This window comes from Thiohalomonas denitrificans (assembly GCF_900102855.1).
In the GTDB taxonomy this organism is placed as follows: Bacteria; Pseudomonadota; Gammaproteobacteria; order Thiohalomonadales; family Thiohalomonadaceae; genus Thiohalomonas; species Thiohalomonas denitrificans.
The window spans coordinates 1-21,462 of sequence record NZ_FMWD01000013.1; the positions used below are offsets into that span (position 1 = coordinate 1).

Below are 21,462 nucleotides of genomic sequence, written 5' to 3' on the forward strand. Positions count from 1 at the left end.
TGAATACAACTGGCACCGCCCCCATGCCAGTCTGGATTACAAGCCTCCGGTCAGCCGGTTGGGACTTTCCGTGAACAACCTTATGGGTTTACACAGCTAGCTGTCAGTTGGAGGTAGCAAAGAACAAAAGACGGCGGATTGTTCTGGGGCGCGAATGTTCTGTAGAAAATTGGATTAAACTAAACCGTTCCATACTCTGCCAGCCAACTAGCTACGCAACGCACTGCCTCCCTTGGCAATCGCAAAATCTATGGGGTTTTTCCGTCAAATACTGGACTGCTATTGCTTCGAAGTGGCCATGCATCCGCACGCGTTGAATCGGAAAAATGCTGTGTAGATAGGAGTAGCACATCATTATTTCCCCTGGCTCCTCAAGCAGTCGGTCTTGGGTATCTCGGGAGACATGCCAATTATCGAGTATGTGTTTCGCCATTTTGATAGCATTCGCACGCGGGATGACCACGGCGGCATTTTCTGACGCGCTATTTAGTTCGGAAGGAAGCCGCCACCCGAACGCCCTCCATTCGCCAACGGAGCCTACTTCAATCAATTCTTTTGACTTGAACCCCATTCGTACCTGTCCCTTATTGTGCGCGGGGTGCCCGCCTATTGAGCGGAGACCCTAAAGTTTCTTTTTACGATTTCTACGTGCTGCTCGTTTGCGCTCCGGTAGCGGCTCTTCAAAGAGAGCCTCAGCATCAGTAGGTGCAAGGAGATCATCCAAATCCTTAAGCTTTCCCGCCAACCATAGCGTACGTACAAGAACACCAAGCGTGGCTCGGGGATCTCCTTTCTCGAGTCGCAGGTATGTCGGTGCAGACACACCAACACGGGCTGCGAAATCAACGACAGGCTCTTTGTTGACTCGCCAGCGCTGAATCCTTTCGGACAATCGGTCTAACGTCTCTTGTTCTTGGTCTGTAAGTGCAAACATATTTTTTATTATGGGTCGAATTGCGCTGTAATTCAAAAGAAAACGCTAGTTAAGTCGGGTCGGTCTGATTGTGGGACGACTGCGGGATATAGACGCGGAGAGTCGAGGACTTTGCTTTTGATGAAGCCGGTTACCGTTCTGCTGAACCGTTGGCTGGCAGTCGTCACTAAGCCCTCGATGTGGAACGAGGCCGCTGAAGAGTAGATAATTGGAACGAGGAGAACCCCCGTGAGCTATAAAACATTTATCTTCCGCAAAAAGTATCTCCCGCGTGGGTCGGTGGTGCCGGGGAATGAGGAGCTTTCCCAAGAGGAACAGCTCCGAAAGGCCTTCAAAGCCGCGAGAGAGGTCCACGAGGGAATTTTTGTACCGGTCTACCGGGTCCACCATTCTGCTGTCGAAAAAGATGATGAGGTAGAGCAGAGACAGATTACCTAAGTGGTAATCCCAAAAAAATAACCTAGAGGTTGAGTTTATCGTTTCAGCTCTTGCTCAGAACACAAGGTGCCAGAGAATGACAATGACGCGACGTGAAGAATTACAGCAGCTGATGAGGGAAAACCTGGAAAAAACCCGTGCCGCCATCGGCAAGCCGGTGAAAAGTCAGATAATCGTCAGAAGCCGTGCGAAAGTGGTCGTGACTATGCCGGGTTTCAAGCGCAAGTCCCGAGCTAAACTTGAAACCGCGTAACCGCTCCCCCCAAACAGCACAACCCCGTTTGAGTGGGGTTTTTTCTTCCCATCTTCCCTTGCGCCCAAGTTAGGCGGCTCCCACTTGCAACGTTGCGGTACGGGCAGTGCCTGGCACGTTGCTATCCCTGCAACTTCTTTTGTTTATTTGCAATATCTTCTGTAATTCACACCCGCCACCGACGAGTGCAACGCCCGATGCGGTATGGTGCGGCGATCGAAAAGGGCGGATTCCCCAGCGCTCGGGGATGAAGCCCTGGTCGCTGATCGAGGCCAGGGCGGCACTCTCCACCGCCTCGTCTTCCGTCATGGGTGGAAGAATACCGGGCAGGCGCTCCGCGAGCATGGTTTTGCCGGTGCCCGGGGGGCCCGTCATGAGCAGCGAGTGTCCCCCGGCTGCGGCGATCTCCAGCACACGTTTGGCCTGGTGCTGTCCCCGCACGTCGGCGAGATCCGGAAGGTCCGGTGGGACTTCACTGATCATGGCCTCCGCTAGCGGCAGTGGATTCTGGCCACGCAGGTGGGCACAGACCTCCAGCAGATGGGGTGCGCCGATAATTCGGGCATCCTTGACCAGAGCGGCTTCGCTGGCATTTTCCTCGGGAAGAATCAGCGAACGTTCGGCCCGGCGTGCCTGAAGGGCCGTGGGCAACGCGCCGCGAATAGGCCGCAGCGCGCCGGAGAGGGCCAGCTCGCCGACAAATTCATAGGTTCTTAGTACCTCGGCCGGGAGTTGGCCCGAGGCCGCGAGTATGCCGATGGCGATCGGCAGATCGAAGCGGCCGCCCTCCTTGGGCAGATCAGCCGGTGCAAGATTGACGGTGATGCGGCGGGCGGGGAATTCGAAACCGGCGGTGGCGAGCGCACCGCGGACGCGGTCCTTGCTCTCCTTCACCGCAGCCTCCGGCAGTCCCACGGTGGAGAGCGATGGCAAGCCACCACCCAGATGGACTTCCACAACGACTTCCGGGGCGTCGATCCCGACGCCGGCCCGGCTGTAGACGACAGCGAGCGACATGGCCTTGGATTCCCTGGCTTGGCTTTGTGCCTCGGAGCCTAACAGAGTTTGCGGCTTCTGTTGAGCGTCGGGGCGACGAAGACAGTAACTACGTGGGAAATCAATGTTGATAACATAGGGCCACGTTTTCATGTAAGCGGGGGACGAAATGCAAAGGATTGGCAAGGCGGTAATCGGCGGGGCTCTTGTGATGGTACTGGCTGCTCCGTGCAGCGCTCTTGAACAAGCGGCTGTGTCCAGTTCCGATGGAAAGACGCATCTAACCCTCGGTGCCGGGCTGCTCAATGGTGAATCGGGGGAGTACGTCTATGATGCAGACGGCAGTGCGTCCGGCATCGCGGGTTACAAGATTAGCGAACTGCAGTGGGACCTCGACGACGTCCCGATGGTGGGTCTGGAGTTCACGCATGCGGTCAGCGATCGTTTCACCTTTGATCTGGCTTACTGGACTAATGCCGGTGATGGTGACAGTTCGATGGATGATTACGATTGGCTCTATGTGGGCCTGGACTGGAGTGATTGGTCTCACCACGACAATACCGAGGTACGGGATGTCAGCAGGTTCGATATCAGTGGTGACTTTGTCATCGATCGCTTCCAGTGGGAGAACACCGACCTCTACGCCGTTTTAGGGTATCGGTGGGACCATCTGGACTGGCAGGCAAAGGGCGGTGAGGCGATCTATTCGGACACCAACTTCCGTGACACCAACGTCGCCTTTCCGAATGTTCCGGTCATCTCCTATGAGCAGACCTATCAAACACCCTACGTGGGACTTGGCATACGCTCGAGAGGGATGTCGGGGATGACCAACATCACCCTGGATGCCAGCCTGCGCTTCAGTGACTGGGTGAAAGGTGAAGATGTTGATGTCCACCATTTGCGGGACTTGCGTTTCGAGGGGGAGGGCGATCGCGGGCGCTGGATGGCATTCGATTTTTCACTGGATTTCTCCCTGAGTGAGCGGTTTGATGTCGGGATCAGTTACAGCGCCACGGAATACGACGAAATCAAGGCGACTACGCTGATTACCGACCTGACTGACGGGAGCAAGACCTTCTACTCGGGGGATGCGGCGGGACTGGACCATCGCTCCAGCATGGTGTCGCTGGATCTGGGCTACCGGTTCTAACCCGGATACCGAATGCAGGGGGAGATGCCCGGACAGCGCATAAAGGTTGATGATAGGAAAGTGCTCTTGATGAACTAGCCCCTGCTGTCATTACGAGCACCGTCCGCCGTTACGGCCTCGAATCAACGACGCAACTTGTCATTGCGAGCCATACACGCCGCTGCGCGGCCCCGAATCCATAAAGAATGTTTAACTGTCATAGCGAGGAGCCTCAGCGACGAAGCTATCTCGAAGTGCCAAGTACCAGATTACTTCGTCGCTGGGGCTCCTCGTAATGACAGGAGAAGAGGGCAAGTTCTTCAGGAGGAGCCCCAGCGACGAAGCAATCTCGAAGTGCCGAGTACCAGATTGCCGCGTCGCTTAGGCTCCTCGCAATGACAGCGTGGGGTTTGAACCACGGGGAACACGGGGCGCACGGGGGAGAAAATAACCCGAAAAATTTGTTTACCCCGTGGTTACCATTAGGGCCTGTGCAGCAGGTGGGGCTCGCTTCGAGGCATGGATTCCCCTGATGACCGTCGGTTGATCGGTGCGGGAAAGCCGTGATAATGGGGGTATTCTTAAATGCAAATTATAAGGAAGCGCCACTTTGACCGAACTCCTGATTCTGCTCGGTATTGCCGCCCTGGTCATTGTCTGGGCCGTCGCCATCTACAACGGACTGGTCGCCCTGCGTAACCGGGTGAAGAATGCCTTCTCCCAGATTGACGTGCAGCTGCAGCGCCGCTACGACCTGATCCCCAACCTGGTGGAGACGGCCAAGGGCTACATGGCCCACGAGCGGGAGACGCTGGAGGCGGTGATTGCCGCGCGCAACCAGGCGCAGACTGCGGCCGGCAAGGCCGAGGCCGCCCCCACCGATGCTGGCGCCATCCGCGAGCTGGCAGGCGCAGAGGCGGCCCTCGGCGGCGCGCTGGGGCAGTTTTTTGCTCTGGCCGAGGCTTATCCGGATTTGAAAGCCAACCAGAACATGGCGCAGCTCCAGGAGGAGCTGGCCAGTACCGAGAATCGTATCGCCTTTTCCCGGCAGGCCTACAATGACTCGGTGATGACCTACAACAACAAGCGTGAGTCCTTCCCCGACATGATCATTGCCAACAACTTCGCCTTCGACGAGGCTGAGCTGTGGGAGGTCGAGGAGCCTGAGGCCAAAAAGGCGGTAAAGGTCAAGTTCTGAGGAGAGGCGTTTGGATTTTTTCAGTGCACAGGACCGCGCGCGCCGCAACACGGCGTTGCTGGTCTTCTATTTTCTGCTCGCGATGGCGACGATTATCGGCTCGATCTATGCGGTGGTCGCCTTCGCCTCCTACGACGCCAAAACCAACCCGACGCTCTGGAATCCGGAACTGCTCCTGATGGTGGCGCCGGCAGTGCTGCTGCTGATCGGCGGCGGCAGCCTCTACAAAATGGCGCAATTGGCGGGGGACGGGGCGACGGTGGCGGAGACCCTGGGCGGGCGTACCGTCAGCCGCGACACGCAGGACGCTCTCGAACGGCGCCTGCTCAACGTGGTGGACGAGATGGCGATCGCCTCCGGCGTGCCGGTGCCGCAGGTGTTCGTGCTCGACCAGGAGCACGGCATCAACGCCTTTGCCGCCGGCAGTTCGCCCAACGAGGCAGCGGTGGCCGTGACGCGGGGCACTCTGGAGCGGCTGGATCGCGACGAGCTCCAGGGCGTGATTGCGCACGAGTTCAGCCATATCTTCAACGGCGACATGCGGCTCAATATCCGTCTGATCGGTGTGCTGCACGGTATTCTGCTGCTGAGCCTGATCGGGCGGGCCATCCTTTACGGGGCGGGGCGCAGCCGCGGCAGGAATGCCGGTGGCGTGCTGGTTCTCGGCATTGCGCTGCTGATTGTCGGGTTCCTGGGGGTTTTCTTCGGCCGTTTGATCAAGGCGGCGGTTTCGCGTCAGCGCGAGTATCTCGCCGATGCCGCCGCCGTGCAGTTCACCCGCAATCCGGACGGGATCGGCGGCGCGCTGCGCAAGATCGCCGGCGTAGAGGACTCTCTGGTCCAGCACCCCAATGCCGAGGAGGCGAGCCACCTGTTCTTCGGCCAGGGCCTGAACTTCTTCCTCGGCCTGTTGGCTACCCATCCCCCGATTGACGAGCGTATCCGCCGCATCGACCCGCGGCTCGCACCGGCTGCAACCGGCAGTGCAGGAACCGTCGGTGCCGGCGGGACGGGGATGGGGTTTGCCGGAGCCAACACGCTTGCCGTCGATCCCGGACAGATTGCAAACTCCATCGGCACACTGGATGCCGCTCATCTGGAGTATGCGCGCGAGCTGTTGGCTGAACTCCCCGAGTCGGTCACCGACGATCTGCATCGAGCCGAAAATGCCAAAGCAGTGGTATACATGCTGCTGCTCAGCGATGAGCCCTCCATCAGGGAAAAGCAGGAGAAGGTGCTGGCCAGGGAGGGGGAGGCACTGGCGCGGGCCGAGGCGCATCGCCCCTGGCTGACACAGGCGGGGCCGCGTGTGCGCCTGCCGCTGCTCGATCTCGCCTTGCCTTCCCTGGCGGAACTGCCGAAATCGGAGCGCCAGCCCTTTCTCAGCACGGTTAGTGCGCTGATCCGTGCCGATGAACGGGTGTCGCTATTCGAATATGTGGTGGATGCAGCGTTACGCCGGCGTCTCTTACCCAGGGAGAACGCGGTCAAACGCTCGCGCGACCCGCGCATTATCCGAGCCGATTGCGAGTTGCTGCTTGGGGCGCTGGCGAAAGCGGGCGCGGACGATGAGGCCGAGGCCCGCGCCGCCTTCGCGGCGGCCGTGGAGCAAGCGCCCCTGGACGGGCCCTTTTCGCCGCCCGAGGGCGGACTCAAGCTCGGCCTGCTGCACGATGTACTCGGTCGCCTGGTTCAAAGCCCCCCCCGCTTCAAACGGAAGCTGATCGAGGCCTGCGCCGCTGCCGTTACCTATAACGGCAGGGTCACCGTTACTGAGGGTGAATTGCTGCGCGCGGTTGTCGAACGACTCGATGCCCCGATGCCGCCGCTGCTGCCCGGTATCCCTTTGAGTTGAACCGTCAGTACACCAGATTCATCACCACCATCATGACGATGAGGAACAGCACCGTCATGATGCCGCCGGCGCGCATGAAATCGGGGACACGGTAGCCGCCCGGCCCCATGATCAAGGCGTTCACCTGATGGGTGGGGATGAGGAACGAGTTGGAGGTGGCGATTGCCACGGTGAGCGCGAACACCGCCGGATTGGCGCCGACGCCGATCGCGATATTCACCGCCAGCGGCACCAGCAGTACGGTGGCCCCCACGTTGGACATCACCAGGGTGAAGCCGGTGGCCAGCACCGCGATGGCCAGCTGGAGCACCCAGATCGGCATGTCGCCCATCACCGTCAGCGACTGTTCGGCTATCCAGGCCGCCGTGCCGCTGGTCTCCACCGCCATCCCGAGCGGGATGAGACTCGCCAGCAGGAAGACGGTCTTCCAGCTGACGGCCTCATAGGCCTCCTCGATACTCAGCACCCTCGATAGAATCATGCCGATGGCGCCGGTCAGCAGGGCCACCGAGAGCATCAGGTCGCTGAACAGGATCAGCCCCAGGGCGACGCCGAAGAAGCCCAATGCCCAGCCGACCTTGTGCGGTCGCGACTCCTCGTGCGGGTACTCCGTGGTCACCACCACGAAATCGCGATCCTTTTCCAGGCGCGCCAGGGCATCCCAGGCAGTGTGGACTACCAGGATGTCCCCCGGTTGCAGGGACATATCCCGGATACCATCCCCTTCACGGAACACCTCGCCGCCGCGATTCAGGGCGACCATGGAGAGGCCGTAGGTTTTTCGCAGCCAGACATCGCGGGCCGATTTGCCCAGCAGTGATGAGCCGGGAGGGATCACCACTTCGCCGATGCCGGCCTGGCTTGGAGAGAGCAGCTCGGCGAAGGTTTCCAGATCATTGCGAACCTCGAGCCGGAAGTGCTCCACGAACCCCCGTGTGTGCTCCGGAGAGGCGAGGACGCCCAGCACGCTGCCGGCCTGGATGCCGACATCCCGGGCGAGCCCGCCGGGGCCGATGCGCAGGTCATCACTGCCGTGTAGCGCACCGATGACGCGTATGCCGAAGCGACTCTCCACATCATCCAGCAGCTTGCCCACCAGCGGGCTCTCTGTCGGTACCACCACCTCCCACAGCTCGTAGTCGATACCGTAGGTCTCGCGGAAGTAGTCCATGGTGTTGGTGGCCTTCGTCCCCTCGGTCCGGGTCACCGGCAGTACGAAGCGGCCGGCAATAATGAAATAGAGGATACCCGTGGCAATCAGCGCCAGACCCACCGGGGTCACCGAGAAGAGCGACCAGGTCTCCATCTGATGTTCGGGTGGGAGCGCCCGGTTCGACGTGAGCATGAGATCGTTGAGGAGAATCAGCGGGCTGGAGCCAACCATGGTCAGGGTGCCGCCAAGGATGGCGCAAAAGCCCATCGGCATCAGCAGTCGGGACATCGGCAGGCCCGTGCGGACGGAGATGCGGCTGACCACCGGCAGGAAGAGTGCGGCGGCCCCCACGTTCTGCATGAAGCTGGAGATGACGCCTGCGGTACTGGAGACGATAGGGATGACCCGTTTCTCGCTGCTGCCGCCGACCCGCAGGATAAATCCGGCAACGCGACTCATCAGCCCGGTCTTGTCCAGTCCCGCCCCGATGATCATCACGGCGATGATCGAGATCACGGCGTTACTGGAGAAACCCTGGAAGAGCTGCGAGGTGTCAATCAATCCTTTTTCCAGCCCCATCAGCGGCGCGGCCAGAGAGGTCAGTCCCAGCAAAACCATCACGGTGGCCGCGGTCACATCCACGCCGACGATTTCGAACGCGAACAGATAGATGGTGAGGAGCAAAAACGCCACCACCCAGGCGATTTCGACGGTAGGCACCAGGGAGGCCAGCCACAGCCCCGTTAGCGCAAAGATTCCGGCCGCTACCAGCTTGCCGACCGGTAGCGGTGATTCGCTGACTGTGGAGCTCTCGCTCGAAGTAACTGAAGGCTTCATGGTTTCGGAAAGATCTCCTGATTGACCGCGGATGCCCGCTCGACGGCGGGTGGACCGAGCCAGGCGAAAAATCCGTCTAGTTTAATGAAGTCGGCGCCTCCGGTTCAACGTGGAGGCCAATTTCAGGGGCTTGGGTGCGCGATTCCGGCCCGTCAGCCCGACACGAAACATGCCGAAACGTTCATTATCTGCAATAATGGGGGGCTACTCACGACCTTTGGTGGGGCTCTTCTTTCTCCGACATCAACCAGAAAAGTACATGTCCATGATTCAGAAACTGTTTCCCTTTCTTCGCTGGTGGCCCCTCTCGGGCGAAAATCTCCGTGCCGATCTGATTGCCGGTATTACCGTCGCCCTGGTGTTGATTCCCCAGTCGATGGCCTACGCTCAGCTCGCCGGTCTGCCCGCCTATTACGGCCTCTACGCGGCATTCTTGCCCGGCATCATTGCGGCTCTGTGGGGTTCTTCCAATCAGCTGGCCACCGGACCGGTGGCGGTGGTTTCACTGCTGACTGCGTCTGCGCTGATGCCGTTTGCCGCCCTTGGCAGCGAGCAGTTCGTTGCTCTCGCTATTCTGCTGGCGCTACTGGTGGGGCTGTTCCAGCTATCGCTCGGCCTGCTGCGGCTGGGGGTGGTGGTGAACTTCCTCTCCCATCCGGTCATTGTCGGGTTCACCAATGCCGCTGCGCTCATCATCGGTCTTTCGCAGTTGAACAAGATCTTCGGCGTTGACAAGCCTCGCAGCGAGAGCTTTGCCAACGACATCCTGGCGGTGCTGGCGCAGATCCCCGAGAGCCATCTGCCGACCCTGGCCATGGGTCTGACGGCCATCGGCATCATGTTCTACATGAAAAAGAAGGTGCCGAAGTTTCCCGGCGTGCTGGTGGCGGTAGTGGCCACTACCGTGGCCAGCTTCCTCATGGGGTTCGCCGAAATGGGCGGCTCGGTTGTCGGCGAAATCCCCTCCGGGCTCCCCTCGGTCGCCATGCCGGTGCTGGACATGAGCGTGCTGGGAGCACTGATCAGCAGCGCGGTGGTTATTTCGCTGGTCGGCTTCATGGAGGCGATCTCTATCGCCAAGGCGATGGCGGCGAAAACCAAGGACCGTATCGACCCCAATCAGGAGTTGATTGGCCAGGGGCTGGGCAACATCTTCGGCAGTTTCACCCAGTCCTATCCGACCAGCGGCTCCTTCTCCCGCTCCGCGGTCAACCTCAATGCGGGTGCCCGTACCGGTATGTCCGCCGTCTTTACCGGTCTGGTGGTGATGATCACCCTGCTGTTCCTTACGCCGCTGCTCTATCATCTGCCGAGCGCCGTGCTGGCCGCGGTTATCATGATGGCGGTGTTCGGGCTCATCAATTTCAAGGCGGTTGCGCACGCTTGGCGGGCCAACAAGCATGACGGCACCGCCTCGGTCGTCACCTTTGTTGCCACTCTCGGGTTTGCCCCACATCTGGACAAGGGCATCATGGTCGGAGCGGTTCTCGCAATCCTGCTCTACCTCTACCGCACCATGCGCCCGCGTGTGGCAATCCTGGGCCGCTATGGTGATGGCACCTTGCGCGACCTTAAGGTCCACCCGGACCTGCCGACCGATTCGCGAATTATCGCTGTACGTTTCGACGGCTCGCTCTACTTCGCCAACGTTTCCTATTTCGAGGATGCGATTCTGGAAGCGGTCTCCCGCCAGCCGTCGGCCAAGTTCGTGCTGGTTGTCGGCGACGGTATCAACCAGCTCGATGCCTCCGGTGAGGAGGTCCTTCACCATCTCGTGGAGCGGCTGAAGGATGCCGGCGTGACGCTGGTGTTCAGCGGATTGAAGCGGCAGGTTCTGGAGGTGATGCGCCACACCAGCCTGTTCGAGGCCATCGGCCGCGACTGCATCTACGCCACCGAGACCATGGCGCTCAATGCCATTTACGAATGGCTGAAGGTGGATGATGCGGATGGCACTTTCTGTCCGTTGAAACCCCAGACCGCAGATGCTCCCGTCTGAGAGTGTCGGGTGATGACCTTGCCAGAGGTAGCCGCAGTGGGTATGCACGATCAATCGATTGACGAGCGCATAGAGTGGCTGTTTGCACTGGCCCAGCGTCATTCGGCCCAATTCGTCTCTCCCGAGGCGTACCTGGCCCGCGAGCGCTACCTGGCTAATCACCCGACCGCCATTATGGTGCTCAAGTGTATGGATGGGAGGATCAACATTCCGGTTGCCACCAATACACCGCCGGGTATCATCCAGCCGTTCCGCAACCTCGGCGGCATGTTCAATCTGGGCTGGCCCTATCTCGGCGAAGTACTTGCCGATCATGTGCAGGAGAAGGTCGCGGTCGGCCGGAGGGTGCTGGTGCTTATCACCTACCACTTCTCACGGGGCAGCGAGAGCCGCGGCTGCGCCGGATTCGGCTTTGATACCGACGCGGCGATGGCCCACACCCTGGAGATCAAGCGCCAGGTGGAAGCGACCTTCGGCAGCGATCACGGCACGGTCTACCCGATCGTCTGCGGCTTTGAGACCGACGATGACGCGCTGGTCCTGCACGGCAGCAATGGCGCGACGCTGAACGTGGCGGAGTTGGGTGAGAGTGAGCGGGGGACGCTGCTGCAGCGGCTGGAGGCCCTGTTTCCGGAGATGCCGGGGCAGATGCGCTGCGACCTGCTGCCGTTGATTGAGGGGAACATGGACCGCATTGCCGAGGTCCGGACGGCAGGTCGCACCCTCGATATCGAGCATCGGGAGTGGATGATCTGCGTCGGGCGCGGCTTCGACTTCCTGCACATGCCCAATCTGGCGCTTATCATCGGACCTTACAGCCCGGACCTCGCCGATCCGATCCGCAAGGCAGCAGGCATCATCGAGAGTAATATGCGCGCCGGCCGCATCCCGGACGACGGCTTCCTGCTGCTCGCTTCGGCCCCCTACCGGGATATCGGCGTGGACCGGGCCCGTGCGCAGCTGAAATCCCGTTTCCTGTCCCAATTCGCCGCCGAGGTGATCCGCGAGGAGTTCCCCGAACTGGCAGGCAAGATGCGCGTGCGCACCGCGGTCCTCAACTGGCCCTCCCGCACACTGGAACGGCTGGAGGACGCCGACGCGGATTAGCCCCCCGGCGCGGCCTTTGTAACGAAAATTGCCGCGAGGGCACGCCTCCTGCCCGCGATGAGTCTCCGTTCCCGTAGGATGGGGTGAGCCCCGCGAACCCCATCGAACAACGACCGTATCCGGCTCAATGATGGGGTTCGCAGGCTCACCCCATCCTACGGGTCTTCGGGCGGATATCAGGTCCCCGGAGCCTGGCCCTTCGGGAAAATCACCGATTATTTCAAGGTTGGCGACTGTCCTACCCACATCTCGACGCTGGGGGCGATCAGATTGAGGATCAGAGAGGGGAAAAAGCCGATGCCGAGGATGACCAGGGCGAAGGCCGCGACCAGCCACACTTCGCGGGGGCGCAGGTCGAGCGCCTCCCGCACCACCACGCCGGTCACCGGCCCGAGGAAGGCGCGACGATAGCTGGAGAGCAGATAGGCGGCGCCCAGTACCATGGCGAACAGGGCCGCCAGGCCGGCGCCGGTGTGGGTCTCGAAGGCCGAGAACAGGATCAGCAGCTCCGCAGGGAAGCCGCTGGTGCCCGGAATACCGATACCGGCGAGGCCGAACAGCAGGAAAAAGCCGGCCAGCAGCGGCAGCGTACGGGCCACGCCGCCGAGGTTGGTCACGTCGCTGGAACCGGTGCGGTGGTGCAGCATGCCGGTGAGCAGGAACAGGCCGCCCGCCACCACCGTGAAGTTCAGCAGTTGCAGCACCGCTCCCTGCAGGCCCTGCACGCTGAACGAGGCGATCCCCAGCACCACCAGTCCGACGTGGGCCAGACTCGAGTAGGCCAGCATGCGGCGCAGATTGGTTTGCGACAGTGCCGCCAGGGCGCCGTACAGCAGTCCCAGTGTGCCCAGGCCCGCCAGCAGCCAGTGCAGCTCGCGGGCGGCCTCCGGTGCCAGCGGAATGGCGAAACGGATCAGGCCGTAGGCACCCAGCTTCAGTCCTACCAGCAGCGCAGTGACCCCCGCCGGCCCCTCGGCCGCCACCACCGGCAGCCAGCTGTGTAGCGGAAACAGCGGCGTCTTTACCGCAAAGCCGACCAGTAGCAGCAGAAACACCGTCAGCTCCAGTCCCGGCGGCAGCGGGGTAGCGAGCAGGGTCGGAAGATCGAATGCCAGTCCCGCCGGTACTTCGATGCCGGTGACCGTCGCATGATTGAATGCCAGCAGGATAAAGCCGAACAGTAGCGGAATACCGCCGGCCAGCATCACCAGTGAGTACTGGGTGGCGGCATGGCGTCGGTTGGGCCCGATTCCCCAGAGACTGATAAGAAAGTAGAGCGGGATCAGTGCCAACTCCCAGAACAGGAAGAAGAGGACGGTATCGAGCGCGAGGAACACCCCCAGGGTTGCGCTCTCCTGCAGCAGTAGCAGGCTGAACCACAGCCGGGGCATGTTCCGCACCGAGGTCCAGGAGGCGGCGATCACACCGATGAACAGCAGCACGGTGAGCGGCAGGAACAGCACCGAAATCCCATCCACCCCGACCAGGTATTGGGCGTTCAGGCTCGGGATCCAGCTCGCCTGCTCGACCAGTTGAAAGCCGGGCTCGGAGGCATCGAACCGGCCCAGCACCAGCGCCGAAATTACCAGGTCCACCAGTGCAGTGATCAGCGCCACCCAGCGTGCCTGCTCCGGGCGCGGCACGAGCCAGATCAGCACTGCGCCGACCGGCAGCGACAGGACCAGAAGACTAAGCAGCGGCAAGGAATCCATCACTTCAGTGCGCCCCCGTGAAGTTCTCGCTCAACGCCCGCAGCGGGGCATCGACCAGATCGAGCCAGGGCTCCATATAGAAGCCGGCGAACAGCAGCACAATGATCACCGTTGCGGCTACCAGGAACTCCATCGGCGTGGTGGGCTCGATGGTCCGGCCGGCCTGGTCTTCGGTCGTTGGCGCCAGGAAGGCGCGTTGGAATGCCCACAACAGGAAGCCCGCGGCGAGGACGTTGCCGAGGGCGGCGGCCACCGTCAGCAGGGCCCCGAAGCGCTCAATGGCCGCCTCAAACACCAGATGGGCGGCATCGAACCCCGGCGTGCCCGGCATGCCGACGATGGCAAGGCCGGCGATGAAGAAGGCCAGCCCGATGAACGGAATGCGATCGAACAGTCCGCCGAGGCGCGCCAGTGCCGTAGTGCGTGTGCGGCGGTAGACGAAGCCGACCATGAACAGCATCGCGGTGGCCGCCAGACCGAAGTTGATCGCCAGCAGTACGGCGCCCTGGAATGCGGCGTGATGCAGGGTGAACAGGCCCAGCGCCACCAGGCTGGTGTGGCTGACCACGGCAAAGGCGATCAGTCTCCGCAGGTTGGACTGCAGGAAAGCCAGGAAGGCGCCGAAGAACACCCCTACGACTGCGAACCCCACTGCATAGCCGTGCCATTCGGCGACCGCCTCCGGGGTGATCGGGAAGACAAACCGTACCAGTCCGTAGATGCCCACCTTGACCCCGAGCAGGAAGGTGGGGGCCACTGCCACATTGCCGTGGTGGGCCACGGTCGGCAGCCAGCCGTGCATCGGAAATAGTGGGGTGCGAACGGCGAGCCCGTAGAACAGCAGGAAGAAGACCACCGTGCCGAGGGTGCCGGTCACCGGGACTGCAGAGAGATCGATCAGGGCGAAGCTCCACACGCCGGTTGCATCGGCATGGCTCCAGCCGGCGGTCAGGGTACCGGCGAGCAGCAGCAGCAGTCCGCTCCCCTGGAACTGGAAGAAGCGCACCAGAGCGAATCCCTTCTCCGGCGAGATAGCCCAGCGCCACAGCACAAGGCCTACCAGCCCCAGCTCCACCGCCGTGGCGAGCGTGAACCAGAGCAGATCGACGGTGCACAGCAGGGATATCAGCACCGACTCCACAGCCAGGATCACCGTCAGCAGAAGCGGGATATCGGCCAGCCTGCGGACCGTGGCGTAGATGGTCAGCAGGAATCCCAGTAGCGCGGCGAGCAGGACGAACAGCACCGTAATGCCGTCTGCTGCTGCGTGATAGGCGAAGGGGCCGAACAGATCGACACGCTCGGCGAACTGGAAATCGGCAGTGCCCAGTTCGATGCGCCGGTACAGGTCCCAGGCCAGCAAAAGCTCTGCGAAGGCGACACCGCGCGCGACCCATGTGACCGACAACCGTTCGCGGGCCACCCAGAGCAGCAGCGCACCCGCAAGCGGCAGCAGCTGCAAGAGTGCAAGCAGCGGGTAGGGCGCGTGTTGGCTCCAGGCTATTTCCATCATCAGAGGATCACCGCGAAGGTAGCCATAATCAGCAGCAGAAGGTAAACCGGCCGCTCCAGCAGTGACTCCACCGTGAACAGATAGCCGCCCAGGCGCTTCAGCACCCGATTCAGGCGTCCGTCGCCACGGAACACGAGGTGCTGCTCGAAGGCGTTCAGCCACCGCGCCGCCCACTGCAAGAGCTGGCCCGCTGCACCGTGCGCGCGGACCACGTCTCTCCCCGAGGCAGCAGCGGAGTCGAGCCGGATGGGTCCGATCGAGGTATCCGGCAGACCGACCAGACGGTTCACCACCCGCTGGTCGAAGGTGTTGACGTCACTGGCCAGGGATTGCGTGGGCCGCATCAGCAGCCAGTCGGCAATCGCCTCGAGCCAGAAGCGCTGGATGGCCGCGGTGTAGAGCCCCCGGCTGCGACTCGGCGCCTTGTCGTGGCTTTCGTGGCCGACCTTTTCCAGGTAGGAGGGCGAGACGAGGAATTGATAGGCCCGCCAGCTCGCATGCAGCGCCAGATACCAGGCGGCGACCGTGAACCAGCCGAGACCGCACGCCACCACCATCAGGCCCACCTGGGTGGTGGTGGCGAACATCAGGCTGCTCTTGGTGTCGGTCTGCACCAGCCCGCCGAACCAGCCATAGAGCGCCGTTAGCAGACCGATGGCCGCAATCAGCCCCATCATCAACGGGGATTGCTCCAGGATCGGCTGCAGACGGATCAGCAGATAGACCCCTGCGTGAATCATGAGGGAGCCGTAGAAAATCGCTGAGGAGGGGGTCGGACCCTCCAGCGCCCGTGCTACCCAGGGGGAGAACGGTACCAGGGCCGACTTGGCCATGGCCGCGACCACGAAGCCCAGTGCCAGCATGCCCGCGGTCAGGGTGCCGAACTCTGCTGCCCGTATCCCCATTTCCGCCCACTCCACCGTGCCGAGCCAGAGTACTGCCAACACGATGCCGAGCAGGAAGCCGGCGTCGCCGACCCGGTTGGTGACAAAGGCGCGCAGCGCGTTGCCGGTGGCGATTGGCCGCTCGTAGGCATAGCCGATGAGCAGATAGGAGCTGACACCCGCCAGTTCCCAGCCCGTGAAGGCGAGCACTGCGTTGCCGGAGAGCACGATCAGCAGCATGCCGCCGGTAAACAGGCTCATGCCGAAGAAGAAACGGTGGAAGCCGGCCTCGCGATGCAGGTAATTGACTGAAAACCGCTGGGTGAGGAAGGCGATCAGCGCCACCAGCGTGGCCACCGGCAGACTCAGCGCGTCCAGCGTGAAGCTGATCGAGACCTGCAGTGGACCGCTCTCGAACCAGGTGCCCAGCGTCGCCACTGGCGGGGTACCGGAGAACAGTGCGATGCCGTCCACCACCAGTAACAGCAGCAGGGCACCGAGATTCATCCACACCCCGATGCGCGCGGTCGTCAGTTCACCGGTTTCGCCCTTCGCCGAACCGGTGACCATGCGGATGCCGATGGTCAGCGCGGCCAACAGCGGCAGCAGCGGGATCAGGCCGACCCAGCTCATCGGGAGACCTCGTCGCGGGAGGCGCGGGTGATCAGGGCCGGCGGCAGTGCATCATGATGCCCCTCAAACCAGTCGGCGGAGCCCTCCACCTGCGGTAGCCCATCGGCTTGGCCTTGCCACTCAACCCAGCCGCGCTCCGGTTCGAACAGGTGAACCAGCGGCGCATCCGGGTCTTTGGCGGCGAGCCGCACCCAGCCCTTGCCGACCAGCTCCTGGAGCGGCGGCTGGCGCTGGTAGATCCGGGTCAGGGTGTCCGTCTTGGCCTCGACCACAATCAGCAGGCGCATCGCCTCGTGGATCTCGATCATCTGGCGCGGCAGGCCGGTGCGCAGATCGGAGCCGGCCCCTTCCATGACGCCGAGCAATCCGGTCACGTTGTGAACCACCTTGGTACCGCAGCCGTAGTTCTCGTTATCCACCGTGGAGAAGTAATACTCCAGGCTGATACCGGCACCGACCGGTCCGGCGGACAGCAGGGTCGCCTCCAGTATCTTCTCCTCCGGATCCCGGGTGGGGTCGTAGGAAATCAGGAAGGCGCGCCGATCGAAGAAGGCGCCACGGCTCATCGAGCGGCGGCCCACAAACGCGGAGGCATTGGTGGCGTGGCCCAGTTCGGGGCGGGCCTGGGAGAAATCGGCGGCGCGTCCGGCCACATGGCGCCAGGCGCGTTGCTCGGACAGCTTCGCGGGCGCGGAGGCAAAGCGGCGTGAGCGTTCGCGGGCGTGTCGCTGTCCTGCCTCGGTCAGCTCTCCCTGCAGTTTTTCCAGTGCCGGCTGCAATGCCGGGGGCAGCTGCGCCTCGTCATACCACTCGATACGATCATCGCAGGTGTCGTGTTCGGCACCGATGAAGTGGGTGTCCGCCGGGACTTCGATGCCGCCGGCGGCCAGCCGCTCGCGCACTGTCGGGCGGTTGGCCATGGCGGCGAATACCCGTGCGTTGGGGCCGCCGTGCCGCCCCGAACAGGCGCCGCAATCGTAGGCCGCCCGATGGGGATTGTTCTGGCTGTGGGAGCCGTGGCCCATCAGTACCACCAGCGGTGAAAATCGGTCGGTCAGACCGATGGCGCGCAGGAATCCGGCCACCCGTTCCGCCTGTTCGTCATCGGTGAAGCCGAGGCGCGGCCGTTCGGTAGTGGGGGGCGGAGAATCGGCATCGGCGGTAAGGGTCAGGTCGGTCGGCACCACGCCATCGAAGTCCCGCCGCAGGCCCTCCACCCAGGCCGTGAAGCGGGCCGGCAGAAGCACCTTGCCGATCAGCACCAGTGGTGCCGCAAAACCGGCTGCTGCGCTCAGCATTGCGGGCTGCAGCACCCCGAGACGGGTGCCCTGAAACAGCCGATTTTTCCAGCGCAGCCGCTGTTCGCGCCGCCCCTTGTGCCGCCGCCACTCCCGGTCTGCGTTCCCGGCGGGACGTTCCTGCACTTCGTGAGTCGGGGTAATGACGACCGGGCAGAGTGGCGATACGGTAACGTCATCGAGGCCGCGCCAGTTTATCGGCACGCCGAAGAAGCCGGCGGCACCGAGTGTCTCCAGTGCCGGGTTGATCTCTTCCAGGTGACGCCGCGTTCCCTCCTCGCGGTCGTCGATACAGAACACCAGCTGTGCCTCGGGGAGTTGTTGGCGCTCGGCCAGCGGCCCGCGGTCATGGTTGGCAACCAGGGCGGCGAAGATCTGCTCACGGTAGTGGCGCTCATAGGCCGTCAGCCAGAGCCATCCGGAACGCTCTTCGGTCAGATAATCGAGGCTGTCCAGCAGCATCGCGGCGGCATCTGCTCCGGCACTGCGCAACTCGGCTCCGCACACCCCAAGATGTTGGGCCAGGCGGAACAGCGGCCAGGCGGAACGGAATACGGACCGGCCTACCGGGCGGTCGGCCGCCGGGCTTTGGCGCCAGATCCAGATCAGGTGGGCCGCGCGCCGCCAGGCGTCATCACTGTTCTCGACGGTCTCGTGCTGTGATTCCGTCACCAGGCGCTGGGCGAGGGTGGTGAGATACTCCGGCAGCCGGGCATTGAACAGGAAGTGACGCACCGACAGCTCCGCCGGATGGCGGCGGAAGTACCACCGCAGCATCGGCAGACTGGCTTCGATGCGCCAGTGATGGCGGCACAGCCGCTGTGCGAACATCCGCTCCATCACTAGTCGTACCGCCAGATAGTCCACCATCTCGACGGGTGCATCATGCCCCTCGTAGCCGGGGTGCCGGTGGCGCCAGAGGAACATGCCCGACCAGCCCGGCAGCTCCAGTGCAAGCTGCTCCAGATAGCTCTCCCAGCGCGCCTCGGGGAGTCCGAGCAGGCGTAGCTCCTGGACGATGAGGTTCGTGGGGTCTTCCGGCAGGCGCTCCAGTTGCAGCCGCCACTCGGGACGATCCCGGAAGATCCAGCTGTAATCGCGACGGGCACTGGCGCGCCAGGCGGCATAGAAGCCCTCGCCCTGTTTCGGGTTGTGCCAGCCTGCCAAACCCTGATCGAGGTGTGCAGAGAGCTGGCGCACCAGCGGCGGCAGCAACTCCTCCATCAGGTCCTCGCCGGTCAGGGCGAGCAGCAGTCCGCGCAGGGTGGTCTCGCGGCCCACTGAATCGAAATGGGTCTCCAGCCGGCGCGCGGCCTCCTTGCGGACCAGCCGATCGATCCGGGCCCCCTCTCCCGCGGTCTCCTCCTCATCCAGTCCGGTGGCCATCGCCTCCGCCTGTTCCGGGGAGATATCGACCAGTTCCTCCGGATGGATACTGGCGTGGGTCAAACCGAAGGTCTCCAGGCAGGCTGCCCACAGGTCCTTTACCGTAGCGGATTCGCCATCGATGCCATGCGCGCGCGCTGCGGCCAGCAGCCGGTCGCGACTTTCAGGCGCCAGGTCGGGCTGGCAGGTGGTGAATGCATTCAGCTCCTCGATCTGCCAGTTGAGCTGGCAGGCGGTTACCGGCCGGAAGGGGTAGAGCAAACCGGCAATGAGCACGTCGCGGCGGCGTACCGGTCCGGCGGCACATTCGATCAACACGGCCTCGGCACCCAGCTCCGCTTCCCCGGCCGACGCCTCGGCGATGACCGCCTCGAGGTCGGCACGGGTGATGCGGCCGCTCCGGTAGAGTTCACGGAAGGTCTCGTTGGGCAGATAGCCCCGGGCGCCGGTCAGCTGCCGTGCCTCGGACAGGGCCTCGCGAAAGCGTAGATGGGCGAAGCCGTGCAGGGTGTTGTGATGAACGAACTCGCGAATCGGCGCCTGTGCCGGCAGCACATGCTCCAGGTGTGCGATCAGCGCCTCCAGCCGGGTGTGCATGTCGGCCGTGGGGTTATCGCCCGGCTGGCGGTGGCTTGCCGTGCTCCCGCTCATGGTATGAATACCCCGCTGAGCCGATCCACCGAGGCGGCCACCAGAGTGAGGGCAGGCGCAGGAAAGATGCCGATGAGCAGCATGCCGGCACTGAGCGCGCCAGCGCTGGTCAGCTCGGTCCGGCTGAGATCGGGCAGGCCCTGCATGCGCTCATTCACCGGTCCGGTGAACAGGCGCCCGACGGTGCGCAGGGCATAGGCGGCGCTGATCAGCACCCCGATACTGAGCAGGACCATCCAGGCGCCCCAGCGCTCGAAGCCACCGATGATGGCGTGCAGTTCGGCTATGAATCCGGCGGTTCCCGGCATCCCTACGGCGGCGATGAAGGCGAGTACGGTGAAAAAGGCGAAGCGCGGCATAATCCGCACCAGCGAGCTGTAGTCGGCAATGTCGCGGGTGTGGGTGCGCTCATAGAGGAGGCCGATGAGCAGGAACAGGGCGCCGGCCACCAGGCCGTGGGCCACCATCTGCATCACCGCACCGGTCAGTCCCGCCACGTTGAGTGCAGCGATACCGAGCAGGACCACTCCCATGTGGCTGACCGAGGAGTAGGCGATCATCGCCTTGAGGTCGCGTTGCCGCCAGGCGAGCACGCCACCGTAGATCAGGCTGATGAAACCGAGGCCGGCGAGGACTGCCTGCAGTGAAAGGGCGGCCTGCGGGAGCATCTCTACCGCCCGTATCAGGCCATAGGAACCCATCTTGAGCAGGATGCCCGAGAGCAGGATGGAGACGGGACTCGGTGCCTCCACGTGAGCGATCGGCAGCCAGCCGTGTAACGGAAAGATTGGCATCTTCACGCCGAACCCGATCAGCAGTCCGAGGAATAGCAGAATCTGCGTTTCGGCCGGCAGCGAGCGGGCCCCTTCCGCCATGGCCGCCATATCGAAGGTGTGGCCCGGCGCGGCATCGTAAAGCACCAGCAGCGAGACCAGCATGAAGACAGAGCCGCCCATCGTGTAGAGCACGAAATTGAGTGCCGCCCCCTGGCGGTTGGCGCCGCCCCAGCGGTCGATGAGGAAGAACAGGGGGATGAGGGTCATCTCCCAGAACACATAGAAGAGTGACCAGTCGCGGGCGGTAAACACCCCGAGCATCGCCGCTTCCAGTAGTAGCAGCAGGGCGTAATAGCCCCTGACCCGTTCGCGGATGGTATTGGAAGCCAGCACTGCGACCAGCGTCAGCAGGGTGGCCAACAGCACCATCGGGAAGGAGAATCCGTCTACGCCCAGGCTGAAGCTGGTGCCCAGTCGGGGGTTCCAGCGATGGGACTCCAGCAACTGCACACCGGTCAACCCCGGGTCGAACACCCACAGCAGCCCCCAGGCGAAGATCGCGGTGATGGCTGCCGTGGCTATACCTACCCAGCGGATCATGCGCGGGGAATTGCCCGGCAGCAGCGCGATCGCGATCGAGCCGGCCAGGGGCAGCAGCAGAAGTAGACTCAACCACGACATCAATCAGGAGCCGTTTACAGGGGTAG

The 21,462-nt window shown here is 62.8% G+C and carries 13 protein-coding genes and 2 pseudogenes; 8 read left to right on the forward strand and 7 right to left on the reverse strand.

Going from position 1 to position 21,462, the window contains the following annotated elements:
* The 3 genes and pseudogenes from BLP65_RS17360 to BLP65_RS17025 form a co-directional block, all read left to right on the forward strand.
* Positions 1 to 100: pseudogene (locus BLP65_RS17360) on the forward strand (IS481 family transposase); the annotation flags it as partial.
* Between the two features lie 1,062 nt (positions 101 to 1,162).
* On the forward strand, positions 1,163 to 1,372 hold the full coding sequence (locus tag BLP65_RS15070; RefSeq protein WP_092998885.1) for a hypothetical protein: 210 nt from the start codon (positions 1,163 to 1,165) through the stop codon (positions 1,370 to 1,372).
* Between the two features lie 82 nt (positions 1,373 to 1,454).
* Positions 1,455 to 1,625, forward strand: a complete 171-nt coding sequence (locus tag BLP65_RS17025; protein ID WP_175452612.1) for a hypothetical protein — start codon at positions 1,455 to 1,457, stop codon at positions 1,623 to 1,625.
* A gap of 171 nt (positions 1,626 to 1,796) precedes the next feature.
* Here BLP65_RS17025 and BLP65_RS15075 read toward each other — a convergent pair.
* Positions 1,797 to 2,642: pseudogene (locus BLP65_RS15075) on the reverse strand (YifB family Mg chelatase-like AAA ATPase); the annotation flags it as partial.
* A gap of 148 nt (positions 2,643 to 2,790) precedes the next feature.
* Here BLP65_RS15075 and BLP65_RS15080 point away from each other — a divergent pair.
* From BLP65_RS15080 to BLP65_RS15090, 3 genes are all read left to right on the forward strand, one after another.
* On the forward strand, positions 2,791 to 3,774 hold the full coding sequence (locus BLP65_RS15080) for an omptin family outer membrane protease (protein ID WP_092998889.1): 984 nt from the start codon (positions 2,791 to 2,793) through the stop codon (positions 3,772 to 3,774).
* 589 nt (positions 3,775 to 4,363) lie between these two features.
* Entirely contained in the window at positions 4,364 to 4,951 is a 588-nt protein-coding gene (locus BLP65_RS15085; RefSeq protein ID WP_092998891.1) for a LemA family protein, read from the forward strand.
* A gap of 10 nt (positions 4,952 to 4,961) precedes the next feature.
* Complete coding sequence (locus BLP65_RS15090) at positions 4,962 to 6,806, forward strand: M48 family metallopeptidase (protein WP_092998893.1); 1,845 nt, start codon at positions 4,962 to 4,964, stop codon at positions 6,804 to 6,806.
* A gap of 4 nt (positions 6,807 to 6,810) precedes the next feature.
* Here BLP65_RS15090 and BLP65_RS15095 read toward each other — a convergent pair whose 3' ends face one another.
* A complete protein-coding gene (locus BLP65_RS15095) occupies positions 6,811 to 8,796 on the reverse strand; it encodes an SLC13 family permease (RefSeq protein ID WP_092998895.1) in 1,986 nt (661 codons plus the stop codon).
* A gap of 259 nt (positions 8,797 to 9,055) precedes the next feature.
* Here BLP65_RS15095 and BLP65_RS15100 point away from each other — a divergent pair, with 259 nt between their 5' ends.
* Together BLP65_RS15100 and BLP65_RS15105 are read left to right on the forward strand one after the other, a co-directional pair.
* Positions 9,056 to 10,795, forward strand: a complete 1,740-nt coding sequence (locus BLP65_RS15100) for a SulP family inorganic anion transporter (RefSeq protein WP_245688373.1) — start codon at positions 9,056 to 9,058, stop codon at positions 10,793 to 10,795.
* A gap of 42 nt (positions 10,796 to 10,837) precedes the next feature.
* On the forward strand, positions 10,838 to 11,902 hold the full coding sequence (locus BLP65_RS15105; RefSeq protein WP_092998897.1) for a carboxysome shell carbonic anhydrase domain-containg protein: 1,065 nt from the start codon (positions 10,838 to 10,840) through the stop codon (positions 11,900 to 11,902).
* Positions 11,903 to 12,117: 215 nt separating this feature from the next.
* On the opposite strand, the gene BLP65_RS15110 is transcribed toward BLP65_RS15105, so the two are convergent.
* The 5 genes from BLP65_RS15110 to BLP65_RS15130 are packed head-to-tail and all read right to left on the reverse strand — an operon-like array spanning position 12,118 to position 21,436.
* Positions 12,118 to 13,614: a complex I subunit 4 family protein gene (locus tag BLP65_RS15110; RefSeq protein ID WP_092998977.1), complete on the reverse strand. Its 1,497-nt coding sequence runs from the start codon at positions 13,612 to 13,614 to the stop codon at positions 12,118 to 12,120.
* Between the two features lie 4 nt (positions 13,615 to 13,618).
* Positions 13,619 to 15,127 (reverse strand): complex I subunit 4 family protein, encoded by a 1,509-nt coding sequence (locus tag BLP65_RS15115; RefSeq protein ID WP_175452613.1) that lies wholly within the window; start codon positions 15,125 to 15,127, stop codon positions 13,619 to 13,621.
* Entirely contained in the window at positions 15,127 to 16,644 is a 1,518-nt protein-coding gene (locus BLP65_RS15120) for a proton-conducting transporter transmembrane domain-containing protein (RefSeq protein WP_092998899.1), read from the reverse strand. The genes BLP65_RS15115 and BLP65_RS15120 overlap by 1 nt, the downstream gene beginning before the upstream one ends.
* Positions 16,641 to 19,979, reverse strand: coding sequence for a DUF2309 domain-containing protein (locus BLP65_RS15125; RefSeq protein WP_092998901.1), 3,339 nt, complete (start codon positions 19,977 to 19,979; stop codon positions 16,641 to 16,643). Before BLP65_RS15125 ends, BLP65_RS15120 begins: the two co-directional genes overlap by 4 nt.
* Entirely contained in the window at positions 19,976 to 21,436 is a 1,461-nt protein-coding gene (locus BLP65_RS15130; RefSeq protein ID WP_092998903.1) for a complex I subunit 4 family protein, read from the reverse strand. The genes BLP65_RS15125 and BLP65_RS15130 overlap by 4 nt, the downstream gene beginning before the upstream one ends.
* Between the last annotated feature and the right edge of the window lie 26 nt (positions 21,437 to 21,462).